At 68.8% G+C, this 18,018-nt stretch carries 18 protein-coding genes; 10 read left to right on the top strand and 8 right to left on the bottom strand.

Features of this window, described 5'->3' with window-relative positions:
* Positions 1-137: 137 nt before the first annotated feature.
* Positions 138-788, top strand: coding sequence for a choice-of-anchor C family protein (locus AB0I04_RS23480; RefSeq protein WP_360887958.1), 651 nt, complete (start codon positions 138-140; stop codon positions 786-788).
* A 60-nt stretch (positions 789-848) separates the two neighbouring features.
* Here AB0I04_RS23480 and AB0I04_RS23475 read toward each other — a convergent pair whose 3' ends face one another.
* A complete protein-coding gene (locus AB0I04_RS23475) occupies positions 849-1,793 on the bottom strand; it encodes an MFS transporter (RefSeq protein WP_360887955.1) in 945 nt (314 codons plus the stop codon).
* Positions 1,794-1,815: 22 nt separating this feature from the next.
* Here AB0I04_RS23475 and AB0I04_RS23470 point away from each other — a divergent pair, with 22 nt between their 5' ends.
* Positions 1,816-1,977, top strand: coding sequence for a hypothetical protein (locus tag AB0I04_RS23470; protein ID WP_360887952.1), 162 nt, complete (start codon positions 1,816-1,818; stop codon positions 1,975-1,977).
* A gap of 63 nt (positions 1,978-2,040) precedes the next feature.
* Here the strand turns inward: AB0I04_RS23470 and AB0I04_RS23465 are convergent, their stop codons facing one another.
* Positions 2,041-2,568 carry a hypothetical protein gene (locus AB0I04_RS23465; protein ID WP_360887949.1) on the bottom strand — a complete coding sequence of 176 codons (528 nt, stop codon included), beginning with the start codon at positions 2,566-2,568 and terminating at the stop codon, positions 2,041-2,043.
* Positions 2,569-2,987: 419 nt separating this feature from the next.
* On the opposite strand from AB0I04_RS23465, the gene AB0I04_RS23460 reads away from it, so the two are divergent.
* A complete protein-coding gene (locus AB0I04_RS23460; protein WP_360887946.1) occupies positions 2,988-4,790 on the top strand; it encodes a protein kinase in 1,803 nt (600 codons plus the stop codon).
* Positions 4,791-4,836: 46 nt separating this feature from the next.
* Here AB0I04_RS23460 and AB0I04_RS23455 read toward each other — a convergent pair whose 3' ends face one another.
* Positions 4,837-5,367 carry a hypothetical protein gene (locus AB0I04_RS23455; protein WP_360887943.1) on the bottom strand — a complete coding sequence of 177 codons (531 nt, stop codon included), beginning with the start codon at positions 5,365-5,367 and terminating at the stop codon, positions 4,837-4,839.
* Positions 5,368-5,561: 194 nt separating this feature from the next.
* Here AB0I04_RS23455 and AB0I04_RS23450 point away from each other — a divergent pair, with 194 nt between their 5' ends.
* Both AB0I04_RS23450 and AB0I04_RS23445 read left to right on the top strand, forming a co-directional pair.
* Complete coding sequence (locus AB0I04_RS23450) at positions 5,562-6,110, top strand: sigma-70 family RNA polymerase sigma factor (protein WP_360887940.1); 549 nt, start codon at positions 5,562-5,564, stop codon at positions 6,108-6,110.
* On the top strand, positions 6,107-7,117 hold the full coding sequence (locus tag AB0I04_RS23445; RefSeq protein WP_360887937.1) for a CU044_5270 family protein: 1,011 nt from the start codon (positions 6,107-6,109) through the stop codon (positions 7,115-7,117). Before AB0I04_RS23450 ends, AB0I04_RS23445 begins: the two co-directional genes overlap by 4 nt.
* A 102-nt stretch (positions 7,118-7,219) precedes the next feature.
* Here AB0I04_RS23445 and AB0I04_RS23440 read toward each other — a convergent pair whose 3' ends face one another.
* From AB0I04_RS23440 to AB0I04_RS23430, 3 genes are all read right to left on the bottom strand, one after another.
* Positions 7,220-8,194, bottom strand: coding sequence for a CU044_5270 family protein (locus AB0I04_RS23440; RefSeq protein ID WP_360887935.1), 975 nt, complete (start codon positions 8,192-8,194; stop codon positions 7,220-7,222).
* Positions 8,191-8,790, bottom strand: coding sequence for an RNA polymerase sigma factor (locus tag AB0I04_RS23435; RefSeq protein ID WP_360887933.1), 600 nt, complete (start codon positions 8,788-8,790; stop codon positions 8,191-8,193). Before AB0I04_RS23435 ends, AB0I04_RS23440 begins: the two co-directional genes overlap by 4 nt.
* A 100-nt stretch (positions 8,791-8,890) precedes the next feature.
* Positions 8,891-9,370 carry a cupin domain-containing protein gene (locus tag AB0I04_RS23430; RefSeq protein WP_360887981.1) on the bottom strand — a complete coding sequence of 160 codons (480 nt, stop codon included), beginning with the start codon at positions 9,368-9,370 and terminating at the stop codon, positions 8,891-8,893.
* Positions 9,371-9,609: 239 nt separating this feature from the next.
* Here AB0I04_RS23430 and AB0I04_RS23425 point away from each other — a divergent pair, with 239 nt between their 5' ends.
* Positions 9,610-10,200, top strand: a complete 591-nt coding sequence (locus tag AB0I04_RS23425; RefSeq protein ID WP_360887929.1) for an HD domain-containing protein — start codon at positions 9,610-9,612, stop codon at positions 10,198-10,200.
* Between the two features lie 92 nt (positions 10,201-10,292).
* On the opposite strand, the gene AB0I04_RS23420 is transcribed toward AB0I04_RS23425, so the two are convergent.
* Positions 10,293-11,240 carry an NADP-dependent oxidoreductase gene (locus tag AB0I04_RS23420; RefSeq protein WP_360887926.1) on the bottom strand — a complete coding sequence of 316 codons (948 nt, stop codon included), beginning with the start codon at positions 11,238-11,240 and terminating at the stop codon, positions 10,293-10,295.
* Positions 11,241-11,344: 104 nt separating this feature from the next.
* Between AB0I04_RS23420 and AB0I04_RS23415 the strand changes: the two genes are divergently transcribed.
* Positions 11,345-11,758 carry a helix-turn-helix domain-containing protein gene (locus AB0I04_RS23415; protein ID WP_360887923.1) on the top strand — a complete coding sequence of 138 codons (414 nt, stop codon included), beginning with the start codon at positions 11,345-11,347 and terminating at the stop codon, positions 11,756-11,758.
* A gap of 62 nt (positions 11,759-11,820) precedes the next feature.
* Here AB0I04_RS23415 and AB0I04_RS23410 read toward each other — a convergent pair whose 3' ends face one another.
* A complete protein-coding gene (locus AB0I04_RS23410; protein WP_360887920.1) occupies positions 11,821-13,227 on the bottom strand; it encodes an MFS transporter in 1,407 nt (468 codons plus the stop codon).
* Positions 13,228-13,535: 308 nt separating this feature from the next.
* Here AB0I04_RS23410 and AB0I04_RS23405 point away from each other — a divergent pair, with 308 nt between their 5' ends.
* From AB0I04_RS23405 to AB0I04_RS23395, 3 genes are all read left to right on the top strand, one after another.
* The gene (locus AB0I04_RS23405; RefSeq protein WP_360887917.1) at positions 13,536-14,075 is read left to right on the top strand and encodes a hypothetical protein; all 540 of its coding nucleotides are present in this window, start codon (positions 13,536-13,538) and stop codon (positions 14,073-14,075) included.
* 1,084 nt (positions 14,076-15,159) lie between these two features.
* Positions 15,160-16,086: a G1 family glutamic endopeptidase gene (locus tag AB0I04_RS23400; RefSeq protein ID WP_360887914.1), complete on the top strand. Its 927-nt coding sequence runs from the start codon at positions 15,160-15,162 to the stop codon at positions 16,084-16,086.
* A 300-nt stretch (positions 16,087-16,386) separates the two neighbouring features.
* Positions 16,387-18,012, top strand: coding sequence for a restriction endonuclease (locus AB0I04_RS23395; RefSeq protein WP_360887911.1), 1,626 nt, complete (start codon positions 16,387-16,389; stop codon positions 18,010-18,012).
* Positions 18,013-18,018 lie beyond the last annotated feature (6 nt).

The raw sequence follows: 18,018 nt of genomic DNA, 5'->3' as shown, positions 1-18,018 counted from the left end.
AATGCCCGCGCTCAGCCCAAACGCGACTTCGCCCCCGAATCAACCATCCGCACCTGGACCGGTTACATGACCAACGTTGCTTGATGCGGCACTAGTCGCTCATTCGTGCACATGGACCGCACGAACGAAGGAGAATCATGGCTATCGACGCGACCTCGGCCGACCGGTTCGCCTCCGACGCGCCGCGAGCTCGCGGTGGCCGGCCCACCACGTTGCGGCGGCTCTGCGCCGGCGCCGGCCTGGCCGGCGCGCTGGCCGGAGCGGCAGCCTTCGCGGCCGCTCCGGCCAATGCGACGTCCGGGCTGGCGGACGGCAGCTTCGAGTCCCCAGTGGTAAGGCCGGGCACCTTCCAGGACTTTGCCGCGGGACAGTCCATCGGACCATGGAGGGTGACCAATGGGAGCGTCGACCTGATCGGCGCCGGCTTCTGGCAGGCCGCGGACGGACGCCAGTCACTCGACCTGAGCGCCGGATCCGCCGGCGGGGTGACCCAGACCTTCTCGACACGTCCGGGCGTCGTATACGAAGTGATCTACGCGCTGGCCGGAAATCCCGATGGGTCGCCGGCCGTGAAGACCGGACAGGTCTTCATCAACGGCGCCCTTGCGCAGAACTTCTCCTTCGACATCACCGGTCACACCCGCGCCAATATGGGATACGTGACACGGGCGGTCAGGTTCCGGGCGACCGGGGTCGCCACCACCGTCCAGTTCTCGAGCACGACGAACACCGCTTATGGCCCGGTCATCGACGATGTGGCCGTCGATCGCTGCGGTTGCGGCGTGTAGGAAGCCGCAGCCTCCGGGCATCGCCGGGCGCGAACAGCCGCCCGGCGATGCCCGGCGCGCCTACTCAGGGATAGCGGTCACGGACGGATCCGTGTCCACAGCGCCGGTGGACTCCGCGTCCGGCGCAGCGGGCAGGGGGCGCGTCCGGGTCCGGAGGAACAGGCCGATGAGGCCGCACCCAGCGGCGATGGCCATGCCCGCGTGCATGCCGCCGGGCCGGTATCCGGACAGGGCCCAGGCGGTCGTCGCCAGCGCCGGGCCGAGGGAGAAGCCAAACTGTCGGGCCAGACTCTGCGCCGCACCCGCGGTGCCGTGAAGAGCGCCCGGCGCGTTCGACATGACCATGGCGAAGTTGGGTCCCGCGAAGACGCCCGTTCCGATTCCGACGATCGCCAGCCGCCACCCCACGTCCACCGGGTGCCGGCCGGTGCCGAGCGGGACCAGCAGTGACGCCCCGACGGTGGTGATGAGAATGCCCGTCCATGCGACGCCGGGCGCGCTCCACCGGTCGGCGAGGAACCCGCCGATCGGACCGGAGACGACGTTCCCGACGGCGAGGGCGAGGACCGTCGTACCGGCGGTGGCGGCGGAGACGCCGAGCACTCGCTGGAGATAGAACGACGCCATGAACTCCACGAGCGAGATGGTCACCGCGTTCAGCAGCACCTGGCTCACCGGCGCTGCGACGCCCGGCGTCCGCATCAAGGCCCGTACGGCCCGGCTGGAGGCGGACCGCCACCAGATCGCCACCGGAACCCCCGCGGTGGCGGTGAGCGCCAGCCAGGACAGCCCGTGACCGGCTGAGAGCGACAGCCCGAGCAGCAGCGCGGCCGCGGCGACGCCCAGCACCGTCGTCTCGGACAGCAGCGTACGGTCCGGGGTGCTCAGCGGACCGTCGGGCCGCATCTGGACGAGCGCGATGACGATGACCAGGGCCCCGATCGGCAGGTTCAGGTAGAAGATCCATGGCCAGCCCCGGCGGTACGAGACGAACCGCGCGCTCATCCGGCGGCTCGACGAGGAAGGCGTGCTCGCGCCGGGCTGGACGGTCGACACCGCCACCGACATGCTGCTCGCCCTGATCTCCAACGGGGTGAGCGAGACGCTGCTCACCGACCGCGGCTGGACCCCCGAGCAGGCCGGCGAGCACATGGCCCGCCTGCTTCGCGCCACCTTCGTTGCCGGATGAGGCAACCGGCGACCGCCCGCATCAGGGTGACCGGGGGAGCGGACCGCGCCGACGGCATCGGTGTCAGCTGCAGACGAACTTCTCGCGAGGGCTGTTCACGTAGTTCGACGCTGATCCGGCCTGATGGGTGACGATCGTCAGCCAACTGTCGGTGATGAATTCGTGCTCTGTCGAGTGGGTGGGGCATTTGTAGGACGGGGTCAGGGTGATTCCAGGCAGGCACGGCTTCCAGCCTGCGTCCTCCCATTCGCCCTTCTGCACCCACTGACCGGTATAGGGAACCCACATCTGCAGCCGCGACTGGAGGTGGCAGGAGACGGGAGCCGGAGTGGTACACCTGGTTACCTGAGACTTCCCGTGAATGTGCCGATCTCTGGTGTGCAGCACGAAAGGTTTATGGGCGCTTAACCAGCAGCCCTCCACCGCCCGCGCGTTCGCTGAGTCGGTGCCGGTGAATCCCTGCCCTGCGTTCGGCGGCGGGGTCGGCTCGTCCGGGCGCGGGATCGGTGTTCCGGCAGCGTACGCCGTCCCGAGGAGGTTGCAGGTGAGCGCGATCGCGACTGGCCCCATCGACGTTCTGGCGAGCACCATCAAGCCCCTTTCGTCGGTAATGATGCGGTGCGATATCGGTCTCGAGTGGCCAGGCTAAATTCTCGCTGCGGGACCTGGAAGGCCACATCGCCGAGACAGAGGGGAAATGAATTCTTCTGCTGGCGTGAATGTCGTTGAATGCGAGGTTAGCGGCAATTCGCCGGGCGGGCGCCTCCCGGTGAACCATGACGCCCGGCCGTGGCGGGAGAAAGAGCTCCACGGCGGACCGTACCGGCCAGGCGGCGCCAGGGTAGAAGTCAATGAGGTCGTTTCCGGGCGAACAGGTCGCAGGAGGATCGCTGGGCCGAACCACTCCGTACTGAACGGTGGGGGCTCGCGCTTGGGCGAGGAGCGCTTTGATCTCGGCAGCGCATTCGGGATGTGCCGGTGCAATGCGCTGCGCGAGATGGTTGGATCGCATGGTTCCGTCCTGGAATGATCGCGACAAGGGCCGTACGACCGTCGGCGGCCTCGACGGCCGGAACGGACGGGGGCATGCGGCGATGCGACCTTTGCGGCCGGAGGACCCACGAGAGATCGGCTCCTATCGGCTGCTCGGTCGGCTCGGCGGCGGAGGCATGGGACAGGTCTTCCTCGGCCGTTCGCCGGGTGGGCGGCCGGTCGCGGTCAAAGTGCTGTTGCCGGGGCTGGCGGGCGATGACGGCTTTCGCCGCCGTTTCGACCAGGAGATCGAGGCGGCTCGCCGCGTCGGGGGCTTCCACACCGCTCCGGTCGTCGACGCCGACCCGACCGCTGCTCCTCCATGGCTGGTCACCGCGTACATTCCCGGCCCCTCGCTGCGGGAGGCGGTCGAAGCGTACGGGGCACTACCGCGGCGAGCCGTCCTGGCGCTGGGCGCCGGGCTGGCCGAGGGACTGGCCGCGATCCACGCCTGTGGCCTGGTGCACCGGGACCTCAAGCCCGGCAACATCATCCTGGCCGCCGACGGTCCCCGGATCATCGACTTCGGCATCGCTCGCGCGATGGACGCCGCGAGGATCACGGCCGCCGGTGCGGCGCTCGGCACGCCGGGCTTCATGTCCCCCGAACAGATCCACGGCGATGGCGACCTCGGCCCCGCCTGCGATGTGTTCGCCTTGGGCTCCGTACTGACGTTCGCCGCCACCGGCCGGGGACCCTTCGACGGGGGATCGGTGGCGTCGACCGGCTACCGGGTCCTCCACGCGGAGCCCGACCTGGACGCCGTGCCCCCGCCGGTCCGGGACCTGGTCGTCGCCTGCCTGGCCAAGGACCCGGCCGCCCGTCCCGCCGTCGCGGACGTCCTGCGCGAGCTGTCCCCATCGGTGGACACGTCCAGCAACTGGCTTCCCCCGGCGGTGGCGGCCATGATCGCGGAACGGAACGCCTCCATCGGCGCGGACGCACCGCCTCCCGCCGAGTCGGGGACCCGGCCGCTCGACGACCCTCCAGCCGCACCCGCCGCTGAGATCCTTCCGCCCACACCGTCCGCACCGGGCAGCGCACGTCCCGAAGGATTCGGCGCGGGCACGATCGAGTGGACACCCGAGAACGGCGTCGGGGGATGGGAGGCCCCGGGTCTTCCCGGCGCGGCCCCGTGGCAGGAACACCCACCGCTGGGCGGGCCGCCGCCGGCCTACCCACCGCTCTCCACACAGCCGACCTGGCCGGTCGCTCCGTCCCGGCCTTCCGGCGGAGCCGGAGCGAAACGCGCCGTCGTGGTGGCCGGGTCGGCGCTGGCGCTGCTGGCCGTGGCCGGCATCGTCGCGTTCGCCGCGACACGCGGCACCAAGGACTCCGGAGACCCGGGAGGTGCTCCGAAAGGCGTGAGCGGGACCGGAGCCGCCGGCCCGTCCACACCGGGCAATCCGACGACCCCGCCAGGTGCCGCCGGCACAGCGGTCGTCGCCGGCACCTGGCAGGGCACCTACACCTGCGCACAGGGCCTGACCAACCTGCAATTGGTCATCGGGCCGTCGGCGACGGGCGGCGGGGTGGAGGCCACCTTCAACTTCTCCGCGAACCCCAGCAACCCGTCCGTCCCGTCCGGCTCGTACACCATGCAGGGGACCTTCGCCTCCCGGCACCTCGAGCTCCGCGGCGAGCGCTGGATCAACCGGCCGGGCGAGTACGAAATGGTCGGGCTCAGCGCCGACGTTCCCGAGGACCATCCCTCCCGCATCTCCGGAAGCGTCGTCGCCGATATCGGCGGGTGCACGAGCTTCTCCATCGACCGCAAATGAGCCGCCGACCGACACATGAATGGGTCGGGCGCGGGCGCGTCGCAGGCTAGGGCCGATGAACCTGTAGGCGGGCCACGGGGAGCAGGCGTTCCTTCCTCATGTCGTACCTCTCATCGAGTGAGGCGTCCTTGAGAAGGCGAGCCGCCGCCGTGGACTGCTCCGCCTCGCCGACCACCGGGAAGACGTCGGCGTCCATCTCCCGGATCACCACGCCGCCGACCTGCTCGTGGAGCCGCCGCACCTCCTCGGCGTCCGCCTCTCCGGCACCGACCACCGAGACGGCCGAACGCGCCGTGCCCTCCTCGATCTCCACCGTGGCGTTTGTGGCAGCGCGCAGGTCGTGTACCCACCTCGCATCGGACAGGCGGGCCGGTACGAGGAGGACGTAGTCGTCACCGTCGCGCAGGTACTGGACCGAGGGCGGATCGAGCTCGGGGACCCGACCGATCTCGGTGAGCCGCACGTGGGGCGTCCCGTCGAACCTGTGCAACAGCACGCGTCCCCGGGACATCCGGAACACCACTACGTTCGCCGCACCGATGACACGGACCAGGACGGCGTCCAAGGCGTACGTCACGAGCACTCTCCCCCATCGATGGGCCCGTACATCCACTCAGCACCTTAATCCGGCAGACCGTCCGAGGAGACCTGGCGCGACATCCACGTCACCGGTCGGGCGTACCCGCGTCAGGTCATTCGCGTGGAGATGTAGGGAAAAGCGGAGTGCCGGACATCTCGGGGCGAAGAACGGCACGAGAGAAGGGAGTCGGCGTGCCGGATGCGGATGATGGCTTCGCCGAGCTGTGGGACGCGCACTACGACGATGTGCTGAGTTACGCGGCCCGGCGAGTCGACCACGAGACGGCGCGTGACGTGGCCGCGGAGACGTTCCTGATCGCCTGGCGGCGCCGGAACGACATACCGGCGGACCGCACGTTCCCGTGGTTGCTCAATGTGGCACGGAACGTACTGGCGAACGAGGCGCGCGGCCATCGGCGGCGCGGTCTCCTGTGGGGACGGCTGCGCGATGACCGCGACCGCCACGCGCCGGTCGCCGACGTCGCGACGGGGCTCGCCGAGGGTGGGCGCATCGGCGCGGCACTGCGTCGGCTGTCCGCCCGCGACCGCGAGGCCCTCCAACTCGTCGGCTGGGAGGAACTCGACACCAAGGACGCGGCGGTCGTCGCCGGATGCTCGGTGAAGACGTTCTCGGTCCGATTGCACCGCGCCCGGCGGCGGCTGTCGGCCGTACTCGCCGAACTCGACGCCGAGGAATATCGCCCGCCCATCGCCTCACTGCAGGGGAGTCGCCAGTCATGAACGAAGACATCCAGGACGTCCGCCGGCTGCTCGCACCGGCCAACCCCGTCCCTCGCGGTACTCTCGCCGGCGCCGGACAGGACGCCACCGGCCGCGCGGCCTTCGCACGGGTGACCGCGTCCGGCGCCCCGGCGACCCCACGCCGCCTCTCATCGAGGCGGTCCGGCGTACGGCTCGTCGCGGCCGGAGGCTTGGCGGTGGCGATCACGGCCGGGCTCACCGTGACCCAGGGCCTGGGCGGAGCGGACAAGAACGGCAATCCCCGCCCGGTCCTGCCGGGCCTGCCCGCCGACTCGGTCGCCAACGCCCAGGTGGCCCTGCACCGCGCCGCGGGCGCCGCCGCGAAGCGGGCGGTCACCCGTCCCCGGCCCGACCAGTGGATCTACACCGAGGTCCGCTCGAGCTCGATCGACACTCCGAGCCGCGGCAACGTATGGACTCCCACGTCACCGCGGAAGACGACGGTCGACCGGCACTGGACGCGCGCCGATGGAAAGCGGTGGGCGAGGATCGATCACGGCAGGTTCGTGATCTCTACGCCCGGCAGTGGTCCCTTCCCCAGCGACTACGCCGCGTTGACCGCGCTGCCCCGCGACCCGGACGCGCTGCTGGCATGGGCTCGCAGGACCCGGGTCCCCGGCGAGTCCACCGGCTCTGACGCCCGGGCGTGGGCGGCTCTCATGTCCGTGCTGAACGTCGGCGTACTGCCGCCCGGACTCGAGTCCGCGACCTACCGCGCCATGGCGAAGATCCGCGACGTGACGGTCAACAAGGCGGCAGTGGACGATCAGGGACGGCCGGCGCTCGCCCTCGTCCAAGCCGCCGCCGGGGCGTGGTTGGTGGAAGAGATCCTGCTGGATCCCTCCACCTACGCCTACCGTGGCGAACGGCTCAAGGCAGTCAGGGACCACGGAATGATCAAGAAGGGCACCATCGAGAGCCTGTCCGCACTCCTCGCGGCAGGGGTCGTCGACCACCCCGGACAGCGTCCATCGAAGAGGCCGTAACGTCGACGTGTGACGCGGACCGGCCCCGGCATGTGATCACGGCCACAACCGCGAGCGCACCCGATGCAATGCCTTTGAACATGGGTCGTCTCCTAACGGTGGTCAGCGCTGACCGGCGTGGTCGACGGTGGCGGTCGTGACCGTCACCAGGCCGTACGTGATGGCGCCCTTGGGCAGGTCGATGTTGAACTTCTTGATCTTGGCCAGGCGGACCTCGGTCGGGGTCGGGTGCCCGCTCCACACGCTCTGGATCCCGAGGACCTGATAGGTGCCGGGGCTGAGGAGCACGTAGCTGTTAGTGCTTCCCTGCGTTACGCCGATGACGTGCCGGCCGAGGCCGTCCACCACGTTCTTCTCAACGCGTACGCCGTGGAGGGTCGCGATGGCCCGGTACAGGGCGGCCTGGGTCTTGGGCGGAGCGCCGATCCGAGCGTTCCGAATCAGCTGGACGATGTTGGCGAACAGCAGGCCGTCCCGACCCGGGGCCGCGTCGCCGCGCGGCTGGGCGCCGGCCTTCGCCGACAGCGTGGCGAGCAGGGCCTGCGGATCGGTGGGCAGCGATCGCAGCAGGGCAGCGGCCCCTTCGGGCGTGCCGGTATCGCTGCCTCCCGCCTTCTGGTCGACGGTGAGCCTTCCGCCCTCGATCACGGCCTCCTGCCGGCCGTCGAACCGGACCCAGGTCTCGCTGAACGTGGGCCGCTTTCCCCCGGCGGTGTTGGTGCCGTACTCGGCCACCTTCGTGTAGATCCACTGGTGTGGCCGAGGGGTCACGTACGGCCGTGCCGCGATCGCCTGTGCCGCCCTGTCCAGCGTCACGGACGCGCTGTCCAATCGGATCGTGGAGGGCGCGGGGCTCGGCCGGCCGGAACCCGTCCCGACCACCACCCCGACCACGGATGCCACGGCCACGGCCGCGACCCCCGCGGTCAGAGCCGGCCGAAGGCGAAGAATCCCGACGGCCGAACGCCGCCGGCCACGGCTCGCGGTGACCACTCGCTGCCGCTGTCGCGGAAGCGCGGCGGGGGCGTCCTGGTCCAGGTGCTCGCCCAGCGCGGCGAGCAGCTCCATGTCGTTCATGAGACGGTCTCCTCAACGAGCAGAGGGTTGGTGTCGCCGAGGGCGGCGCGTACCTTCCGCCGGGCCCGGTTGAGCCGCGAACGGACCGTTCCGACGGGGATGTCCAGCGCGCTAGCGGTCTCGTCATAGGACAGTTCCGCCCAGGCGATGAGGAGCAGAACATCGCGGTCACGCGCCGACAGGCCGGCGAGCGCTCCAGCGAGTGCCGGACGGACCGCCACGGCGGACATCGCCGCCGTCACCCGGTCCGCCGGTTCTTCGACGGCCACGTCCTGGGGGCTGCGCTCCAGCGCCCGGTAGCGGGCGCCTTCGGTCCTTCGGTGGCGGGAGATCAACCTAGTGGCGATCCCGAACAGCCACGGCCGCGCATCGTCATAACGCGGATCGAATCGGTGCCGCCGCTCGAACGCGGTCAGGAACGTGTCGCCGACAAGGTCCTCGGCGACGTCCGGACCGAGCCGGCGCGTGACGTAGTGATAGAGGATCGGCCAGTGCCGATCGAACAGCCCCGCGAACGCCTCAGGATCTTCACGAGACTCGGCGATCAGCTCGGCATCCGATCGATGTCGGGAATCGGAACCGGACGACGTGGTCATCGCCGGTACGCCCCCCACGGACTAACGGCCATCGGGAACCCTTCAGATCGGCGGATGTTTCACCACCTATCACCACATCCCCGTGACCGAGTTCACGCGGTCACTTCTCGGGAAGCGGACCGATCAGCTCGATGCCGTACTCGCCGCCCAGCGCCCGTACCTTCTCCGGCGTCATCGCGTCCGCCTCGATGAGGCCGTGTACGTCGCGGAAGAAGCTCTCGGGCCCACCGGGAATCATCATCGTCAGCTTGCGTCCGCCCTCCGGCCCCGCACGCAGGCCGTGCACTAGCCCGCCGGGCACGAACGCCACCCCTCCGGCCTCGGCCGACAACCACTCGCCCGCGACGTAGAAGTCATAGCGGCCTTCGAGGATGTACCAGAGCTCGGCGAAGCCGTGCTGGTGCAACGGCGTCGCGAAGCCGGGCGGGTCCATGCCCTCGACCATCCCGAGACCGCCACCGGTCGACTCCCCGGTGGCCTTCAGCCGCATGACGGAGCCATCGGGCGCCGCCGCCATCAGTCCTTCGCCCGGAGCCAGGACGTACGGGCGGAGCGTCCGGCCCGTGTTCTCCTCGACCATCGTCACGCGCCCACGAACTCGACCGCCGTCACACGGCCGTGGCAACGGGGGAGGGAAGCCAGAGCATGGCTTAGATGCCGATATGTCCGCATAAGACGATCTTGCCATGGCCTGGGGGTTATTCGATCTTGGGCTGGCGCGACGAATGCCGACGGGCGGGGCCGGGGGCCGGACGGGCGGTCGCACGAGGCGCCCGCCATCGGGAAGCGAGGATGGAGACCGACGGCTACGGTGAGCGCGTGGCTTCGACCGCGCTGCAGCGTGCCCTCACCGAATCCGGCCCGGACCTACACCCGCTCCCTCGACGCGTCGAGGACCTGCTCCGCGAATCGGCCGCCCCGCCCCGGCTGGCCGCCCACCTGCGCGCGGTTCACGACGTCGCCCACCAGATCCTGAACTGGCTCGGCGAGCACTACGGCACCATGGCCGTCGACCGCGAGGCGGTCCTGTTCGGGGCGGCAACACATGACATCGGCAAGACCATCCACACCGATGAGCTGTCCGGCCCCGGATCCGCCCACGAGGAGGCCGGCCACCGCCTGCTGCTCGACCGCGGCGTCGACGAGCACCTGGCCCGCTTCGCCCGCACTCACGCCGCCTGGACCGAACCCGGCATCGCGATCGAGGACCTGCTGGTGAGCCTCGCCGACAAGGTCTGGAAGGGCAAGCGCGTTCCTAACCTGGAGCAGAGGGTGGTCGATCACCTGACGGCGGCGAGCGGCCAGGCCACCTGGCAGGCGTTCCTCGACCTCGACGACCTCCTGACCGCCATCGCCGCCGACGCCGACAGCCGCCTCGCCTTCCAATCGGCCCACCCGATCACCGGATGACGGCGGGCGAGGGACGAGGCCGACATCTTCCGCCCGGCGGGGGACGGAGCCGGCGTCTTCCGCCCGGCCGCCGCGAGCCGTACGCCGCGCGGTCATCCGACGGTCAGCACGATCTTGCCTTTGACGCGGCCGGTCTCGCTGAGCTCGTGCGCCTTCGCCGCCTCCTCCAGGGGCAGGACCTGATCCACGAGGACACGCAGGGCACCGCGTTCGACCAGGTCGGTGACCTCACGAAGGTCGTCGCCAGAGGGGGTGAAGCCGAACTCGACGTAGCGCAGACCGCGAGCACGGGCGACTTCGCGGGTCTTGGTCCGGTCGGGACCGGTGCCACGGACGTCGAGGAGAACGCCGTCCGGAGTGAGGGTCAGCAGCGACCGGGGTCCGTACTCGCCGCTGATCGGGTCGAGGACCACGTCGATGTCGCGGGCGACGGTCGTGAAGTCGGTGACGGTGTAGTCGATGAGCTCATCCGCGCCGAGCTCGCGCAGGAAGTCGTGCTTCTCGCGGCGGGCGGTGCCGATGACGTACGCGCCGCGCGCCTTCGCGATCTGCACGGCCAGGTGCCCGACGCCACCGGCTGCGGCGTGGACGAGAACACGCTGCCCGGCGCGGAGCCCGGTGACGCGGACGAGAGGCTGCCAGGCGGTGAGCACGGCGGTGGGCAGGGCGGCGGCGTGAACGAGGTCCAGGCTCGGCGGGGCGGGCGCGAGCGCCTGTTCCGGAGCGATGGCGTACTCGGCGTAGGAGCCGCTGGGCGGCAGCACCGCGCCGTACACCGGGTCGCCGGGCCGGAACCGTTCCACCTGATCGCCGACGGCCTCGACGGTCCCCGCCAGGTCGAGCCCGAGAGCGAAGGGCGGTTCGCCGAATCGACGCACGACCCCGGCGCGTCTCTTCCAATCGGCAGGGTTGACGCCGGCGGCCCGTACCCGCACGAGAACGTCCTGCGGACCGGGGACGGGCCGGTCGGTCTCGATGACCTCCAAGACCTCCGGGCCGCCGAAGGACCGCAGGCTGATCGCGCGCATGCGTGTACTCATCTGGTCTCTCTCCTCCTCAGGGCGGCCGTCCCGGCCGTACGTTCATCGTGGAGGAGGGCGGTACCCGTTGTGAAGTAGGCACCTGTTCGATATATAGGTACCTCATGGATACCGCCTCATCGGCCCGGACCGACCGTCGCTTCACCTACCACCGTGACTGTCCTTCGCGGACGGTGATCGAGGTGCTGGCCAACAAGTGGGCGCTGTACGTCCTGGCCGCGCTGCGACGTCAGGAGGGGCCCATGCGGTTCAACGAGCTGCGGCGCGTCCTGGACGGCATCACGCAGAAGATGCTGACCCAGACGCTCCGCGCCCTGGAACGCGACGGGCTGGTCAGCCGCACCGTCTACCCGACCGTTCCGCCGCGAGTGGAGTACGGCCTGACACCGCTCGGGATCGAGGCCGGACGGCTGACCGGCGCGATCGCGGACTGGTCCCTGGAACACGCCCGGGAGATCCTCCGAGCCCGCCGGGAGTTCGACGACCGCGCCGCGATGGAGCCGCAGCCGGTCCGCTGACGCCGTTCCGGACCGGCCGACGGCTGTGGGCACTCCGTCCAGGCCGACCGGCCGGGCGTGGGTCAGGTAGAGGCGCCGTCGACGGGCCGTTCCGGCTCGCCGTCGAGCGGGCGCGCGGCCTTCTCTAGGCTGCGGCCGGTGCTACGCGGCCCGAGCACCGCGACGTCCAGGCACAGCAGCACCAGGACGACCGCCGAACCGGTGAAGACCGCCCCGGCACCCAGGTTCTGGAGCGCGTGCAGCGCGACGAAGGGCAGGACCGCCGACGTGGCCCGCGACAGCGAGTAGGCGATGCTGATCGCGCTGCTGCGGATGCCCGTCGGGAAGATCTCGGCCTGGTAGGAGTGGAAGGCGTTGGAGAACACGTTCGACGCGCAGGTCAGCACGAACCCACCGGCCACGATCAGCGCGGTGTCACGCGCGTACCCGAACACGAGCCCGGACGCGGCCATGACCAGCGCCGACCCGATGATTAGCGCCTTGCGCTCGATGCGCTCGATGATGGGGATGGACAGTGCCGACCCCACCGGATAGCCGACGAAGCTGAGGGCCGCATACCCCAGCGACTGCACGACATCGAACCCCTTGGCATGCAGGACCACCGGCGCAAGCGACCCGAACCCGTAATAGCCGACCGTCTGCAGCACCTGAAAGATCCACAGCATGACCGTGCGGCGCCGGTACTCACCGGCGAACATCTCCCCGAGACCGACCCGCGCGGCGGGCGCGCCCGCGTCCACGTCTGGGTCCGCCGCCACCAGAGGCAGCGGGCCGTCCACGGTCGCCTCGACCCGGGCGACGATCTCTTCCGCCTCGGCCGTACGGCCCTGCGCGACGAGCCAGCGCGGCGACTCCGGCAGCCGGCCGCGCAGCACCCACACGATCAGAGCACCGAACGCGCCGACGACCAGAAGCCACCGCCAGCCGTCGATGAGCAGATGCCGCCCCGCGACGAACCGGCCACCGAGGAACGCGGCGACGGGCACGCCGCAGAAGCCGACGGTGTACGCCCAGGCGAGGTAGCGGCCACGGCCCCCACGGGGCATGAACTCGCTGACGTACGTGTCGACGAGCGTCAGCTCGGCACCGAGCGCCAGACCGCCGAGGAACCGCAGCACCAGGAAGATGCCAAGGTCGGGCGCGAATGCGGTGAGCAGGGACAGCAGCGAGTACAGGCCGAGGTTGACCAGGAACATCCGTCGCCGGCCGAACCGGTCCGCGGCCACGCCCAGCCCGATCGCACCCACGAACATTCCGGCGAACCCGGACGCGATGACCAGGGACTTACCGTTGGTGCCCAGGTGCCACTGCTCGGTCAGAACGGCTCCCAGCACCCCGCCGAGGAACACCTCGTACAGGTCGAAGAAGGTCCCCAGGCCCACCACGACGATCAGCATCCAGTGCCACCGCGTCACCGGAAGCCGATCGAGCCGCGCGGCGACGGAACGAGCGTCCGCGTCCAGGGCCATGGGAGAACTCCTCACCTGTCAGGGGACGGGCGCATGAAACCACCCTGAGCGACGTCTCCGCCACGGTCTGTCCAAGATCTGAGACGTACGGTGAGGCCGCCCCGCATGTCGGCTGCCGCGTCGACCGGCCGATGACCGCGCCGAGGCGTCGGCGAACCAGCCTCTCGAGCACTCGCATCGGCGAGGTTCGGCGGTCGTCGTCGGCGATCTTTGTCTGATATTTCTACGGGTGACCGGATTCGGTAGATGGTTGTGGGGGTTCACGGATGGACTTCGGCCCGGCGTCGAACGCCTGCCCGCTCTGCCACATGACGGACCAGACCCAACCGGTACCGGGCATCGTCACCTCCCAGACGTCGCACTCCAGCGCATATGTCCGGGGCTATCGTGCGCACGGCTGGTCGAGCACGTCCCTGGCGCAGCTGCTGGACCTCCCGCGGCCCCGGGCCCCACGGGGCATGGTCACCACCGGCGTGATCCTCACCGCGATCGGCGTGCCGCTGGCGGGGCTGTTCCTGCTGGTCTCCATGGCAGCACGCCACAGCCAGACGAATTCCGTCCCGGGGTGGGCTTCCGTCATGGCGCCCCTGTGGATGACGATGCCGGTTTGGCTGCCGGGCCTCGTCTGCCTCGTCGTCGGATTCGCCCGCATGCGCGGCTTCCGCCGCGGAGCACCACTCCGTGACATGGCATGGCAGGTCTGGTCGACTGCCCGCTACTGCTTCCGCGACCACGCCGTGTTCCTGCCAGACGGCGCCCACGCTCCAGCGGTGTCCGCCCGCTCCCTCATCTTCGACACCGCCCAGCGTGCCCTGACCGAACCGCACGCGCCTGGCCTCAGGGTGTAAAGGGGGGGCGCGCTTCGCCGCGCCGGCATCGAGGTGCGGCGGTCTTGCGCAAAGCGCTCGTCAATTCGGATGCCATGCCGCAAGATGGCGACAGAAGGGTCTAGGGGACTTAAGGGACGGTTCGCGATCGTCGTCCGGGCGAGCGCGGGCGGCCGCAGTCCCTTCTGCTGGTCGACGTGAAAAGAGATAGGCGATGTTCGAAGCGGTCCAACGCGATGCGTAGGCGCTCCGCTGTGACGATCCTTCTCGCGGCGACCGCAGCCTCGCTTGTGGCGTGCGGCCACGCGCAGAAGCCCTACGTCACTACCTGCCCGCCACCGAAGGTGGTCTTCGTCGTCGGAGGCAGGGACATCGCTGCGAGCCATTGCGACCAGTACTTCGCTCAGCCGACGGAGACCCTCCACGTCGGCCAGCGAATCAAAGCCGTTGCTCGCGCCGGCGAGGCGGTGCCCTTCAGCGATGACGAAAGAGTGCTCCGAGTAGTCTCTCGCAGCGCTGACGGCCGGACTGTTGAGTATCAGGCACTCCGGCGCGGCAGTGCCGGGCTCGACATCCACTTCGGCCCGCCGTGTCCTCGCAATCAGGAAACGGATGAAGTGGCCTCGCCCAGGTCCCCTGGGACAGACGTCTGTGCGCTGCTGCCGATCCACATCGTATCGGCGAATTGAGGACGACTCCACGGAGTCATTTCGGTCAGTCCATGCGATAAGGCGTTCGTCCGCTTCTGGCCAGTTACCAGTTCAGTCGATCTTGCAGGCTAATGTGTTGCTTGCGGATTTTGTCCTGCTTCTGGCTGTACGGGGTTTTGGGGCGATGTCAGGCAGGCGTGCGATTACACGCGGACACGCAAGGGGAACCGATGCGGCGTTCTACATGGGCAACGGTAGGCGGAGTAGCGCTTTCGGTGGTCGGCCTAACGGGTGCGACCCCCGCACCGAAGACGGGCGGAAGTAATGATGCCGCTTCAGAGTGCCGCCAGATCCCGGTCGTCCGAACGTACTACACGGACTCTGTGGGAAGGCGTTCGGCAGCGCCTTCGGCCGGCTCGTCAACGACCCGTGTGTACAACGTCTACGGCGGGCGCATGTCGGTCACCGTGCCGCCGAAGACCTGGAATCCGGTAGTTGCTTCCGATGCGGAGATCCAGCGCTACGGCCTGTATCCCCGGCCGAAATCAGCGGCTCAGCGTAAGCTGTGGGAGCAGATGTATTCCCACGTATCGTCCTGGGTCATCCCTGACATGTGTGCGACGAATTTTCATGCGGCGGCTCCCAAATACCCGATCGATTCCCATCCGATCTGGTCGGGGGCCATAGCGAAGAGGGTCAAGGGCGCTCCTGCGTTCACCGGCTCCTCCTACGTCTTCGACGAGCCGAAATTTGACGGAGGCTGCAAGCACGCATCCTCGTACAACCTCTGGTCGGGTCTGGGGGGACTCAAGAGTGGCCGTTTGATGCAGAACGGTATTGATAACGCAGGCAAAGGGCTTAACGACGACTACGCCTGGTGGGAGGTGCTCAGCGACGATAAGAAGAACAGCCTGCCGGAGATGGAGATCAAGAATTTCAAAGTCCGGGCCGGAGACCGGATCTTCGCTGGCATCAGCTACTACGCACCGAAGAAGCAGGTCTCGTTCAACTTCTACAACTACCGCACGAAGAAGGCCGCGGATCTCGGCCCTTGGGGTGTGATCGACACTCCGAAGGGAAGCTACCTCGCATCGGCCTTTTACGACGGATCCACCGCAGAGCAGATTGTCGAGCGCACGACGGTCGGCAAGAAACCCGTAATGCTGCGCAAGCCGCATGGGGGATACAGCCACACTCATGAAGCCGGCTTCTCCAACGGACAGCAGGACGGCGAGGACTTCGCGTTCAAGAACGTTTGGCAATACAACATGAGGGCCAACGGCATCAAGCTGTCGGAGCCGGTCAAGTTCATCTCCAAGGTGAAGCATGAGGGTGCATACCTGGCCCAATGGAACGACAAGTGGGATGCCTGCGGCTCCTAGCTGACCGCCACAGGCCATTCAGTGGCTTCTCTATCCGCGAACTTGGGCGGCGGCAGTCCCCTTGGCGAGCGAAGCGCCACCGTTGTCGTCCGTCCAACGACGCAGCCGTGACCCGCACTCGTTGCTCTCCCTAGGCGAGGACTGGTGCGCGCCCTGGTGCATGGCACCGTGGACTCGCTTAGGCGAATGACCGATATCGGTCAGCCATCGTCACTCCACGCTTGACCGGGTGAGATTACGGTCACAAGTCGTAACCGCTTCTCAAAGCGGTACCAAGGACGACGGGCCAGAGGGGGTCGCATGGCGAAGCGCCGGGGAGTGTGGGCGGAGCTGCAACGGGAGCGGGCACGCAAGCAGCGTTTGGCACAGCAGGCGTACCGTGCCTCCGTACAGGCGGCGAAGAAGGCGGAGCGAGAGCGCGAACAAGCCCAACGAGCCGCTGCGCGACGGGCCGCCCAGAACGAGCGCGAACGCAAACGGCTGTACATCGAAGACCGCAAGGCAGAGGCCGCCGACCTGGCCGCAGACCTTCGGGAGAGGATCGAGGAACTGGACTCGGTTCTCACCGCCGGGGTTCGGCGCCGTCCGGATGCGTCGTTCACATCGTTGAAGCGCACGCTCCAGCCCCCGCCCTTCGACCCGGGGGGATTTGACCGACCGATACCCCCACCGCAGTGGATCCCGCCGCAGCCGCCAGGCGTACTCGGCGGCCTCTTGGGAGGTCGTGCTCGGTATGCGCGCGAGGAGGCCGCAGCCCGTCAAACGTATGAGCGCCAGCGTGCCCAGCACGCCGCTGCCGAGGCCGATCGCCTCCGGCGACTCGAGGGACGACGACGCGCCTATGACCAAGGGCTGGCCACGGAGTCCGAAACCGTCCGCCGCCACAACGCCGAGATCGACAAGTTCGAGCAAGACTTCCGCGCCGGCGACTCCGATGCGGTCGCCCGCTTCTTCACCCTGATCCTTGATTCATCGCCATACCCGGAAGGCTTTCCGCACCGCACGCGGGCCATCTACCGGACCGAGCCCCGGGAACTGGTGGTGGAGTACGAACTGCCGCCGCAGTCCGTCATCCCAGATGAACGCGACTACAAGTACGTGCAGAGCCGAGACGAGATCGACAACGTGGCGCGGCCGGTCAAGGAGACCAAGGACCGGTACGCCCGCCTCGTCGCCCAGATCGCGCTACGTACGCTCCACGAGGTATTCGCCGGCGACCCGGCCGCGATCGTCAAGGTAGCGTCGTTCAACGGACACGTCTCGACCACCGATCCCGCGACCGGACAACCCGTCCGGCCATGCCTGATCAGCGTCAGCGCGGAGAAGGATCTGTTCTCCACGTTCCGGCTCGCCGATGTGGAGCCGGTGGCGTGCCTCAAGAAGCTGAACGCGCTGGTGTCCCCGCATCCTTACGACCTGGAGCCTGTACGGCCGGTCGTCGACTTCGAGGCGCTGCTGTCGCAGTACAAGTTCGTCGAAGGCATGGACGCCGTCGCCGGTCTGGACGCCCGTTCCGACCTGCTCGACATGACGCCGACCGAGTTCGAGCACCTGGTCCGCCAACTGTTCGAGGCGATGGGCATGAAGTCATGGGCGACCCAGGCGTCCAAAGACGACGGCGTCGACGCCGTTGCCGTCAATGAGGATCCCGTCTTCGGCGGCCTGTGCGTCATCCAGGCCAAGCGCTACCGCAGCGCCGTCGGCGTCGAGCCCGTACGAGCGCTGGCCGGCGTGATGGAGGACAAGCACGCCACCAAGGGCATCATGGTCACGACCTCATGGGTGACCAAGGAGGGCCACGCCTTCGCCGCGCGTCATGGTCGTATCCAGATCATGGAGTGCGAAGAGATCAAGTATCTCTGCAAGGAGCACCTCGACCTGGACGTCCTCATAAGCCTTCCCAAGCCCCCGCCCAAGCGACGCTGAGACCTC

The sequence above is a fragment of the Actinoallomurus sp. NPDC050550 genome (genome assembly GCF_040655075.1).
Taxonomy (GTDB): Bacteria; Actinomycetota; Actinomycetes; order Streptosporangiales; family Streptosporangiaceae; genus Actinoallomurus.
This window is presented reverse-complemented; position numbering and strand designations above follow the sequence as displayed.

What these genes read in the sequence shown, in the direction of transcription:
- AB0I04_RS23480 (WP_360887958.1), top strand. Translation starts at nt 138, where the DNA reads ATGGCTATCGACGCGACCTCGGCCGACCGGTTCGCCTCCGACGCGCCG.
- AB0I04_RS23475 (WP_360887955.1), bottom strand. Translation starts at nt 1,793, where the DNA reads ATGAGCGCGCGGTTCGTCTCGTACCGCCGGGGCTGGCCATGGATCTTC.
- AB0I04_RS23465 (WP_360887949.1), bottom strand. Translation starts at nt 2,568, where the DNA reads ATGGTGCTCGCCAGAACGTCGATGGGGCCAGTCGCGATCGCGCTCACC.
- AB0I04_RS23460 (WP_360887946.1), top strand. Translation starts at nt 2,988, where the DNA reads ATGGTTCCGTCCTGGAATGATCGCGACAAGGGCCGTACGACCGTCGGC.
- AB0I04_RS23445 (WP_360887937.1), top strand. Translation starts at nt 6,107, where the DNA reads ATGAACGAAGACATCCAGGACGTCCGCCGGCTGCTCGCACCGGCCAAC.
- AB0I04_RS23440 (WP_360887935.1), bottom strand. Translation starts at nt 8,194, where the DNA reads ATGAACGACATGGAGCTGCTCGCCGCGCTGGGCGAGCACCTGGACCAG.
- AB0I04_RS23435 (WP_360887933.1), bottom strand. Translation starts at nt 8,790, where the DNA reads ATGACCACGTCGTCCGGTTCCGATTCCCGACATCGATCGGATGCCGAG.
- AB0I04_RS23430 (WP_360887981.1), bottom strand. Translation starts at nt 9,370, where the DNA reads ATGGTCGAGGAGAACACGGGCCGGACGCTCCGCCCGTACGTCCTGGCT.
- AB0I04_RS23420 (WP_360887926.1), bottom strand. Translation starts at nt 11,240, where the DNA reads ATGAGTACACGCATGCGCGCGATCAGCCTGCGGTCCTTCGGCGGCCCG.
- AB0I04_RS23415 (WP_360887923.1), top strand. Translation starts at nt 11,345, where the DNA reads ATGGATACCGCCTCATCGGCCCGGACCGACCGTCGCTTCACCTACCAC.
- AB0I04_RS23410 (WP_360887920.1), bottom strand. Translation starts at nt 13,227, where the DNA reads ATGGCCCTGGACGCGGACGCTCGTTCCGTCGCCGCGCGGCTCGATCGG.
- AB0I04_RS23405 (WP_360887917.1), top strand. Translation starts at nt 13,536, where the DNA reads ATGACGGACCAGACCCAACCGGTACCGGGCATCGTCACCTCCCAGACG.
- AB0I04_RS23400 (WP_360887914.1), top strand. Translation starts at nt 15,160, where the DNA reads ATGTCGGTCACCGTGCCGCCGAAGACCTGGAATCCGGTAGTTGCTTCC.
- AB0I04_RS23395 (WP_360887911.1), top strand. Translation starts at nt 16,387, where the DNA reads ATGGCGAAGCGCCGGGGAGTGTGGGCGGAGCTGCAACGGGAGCGGGCA.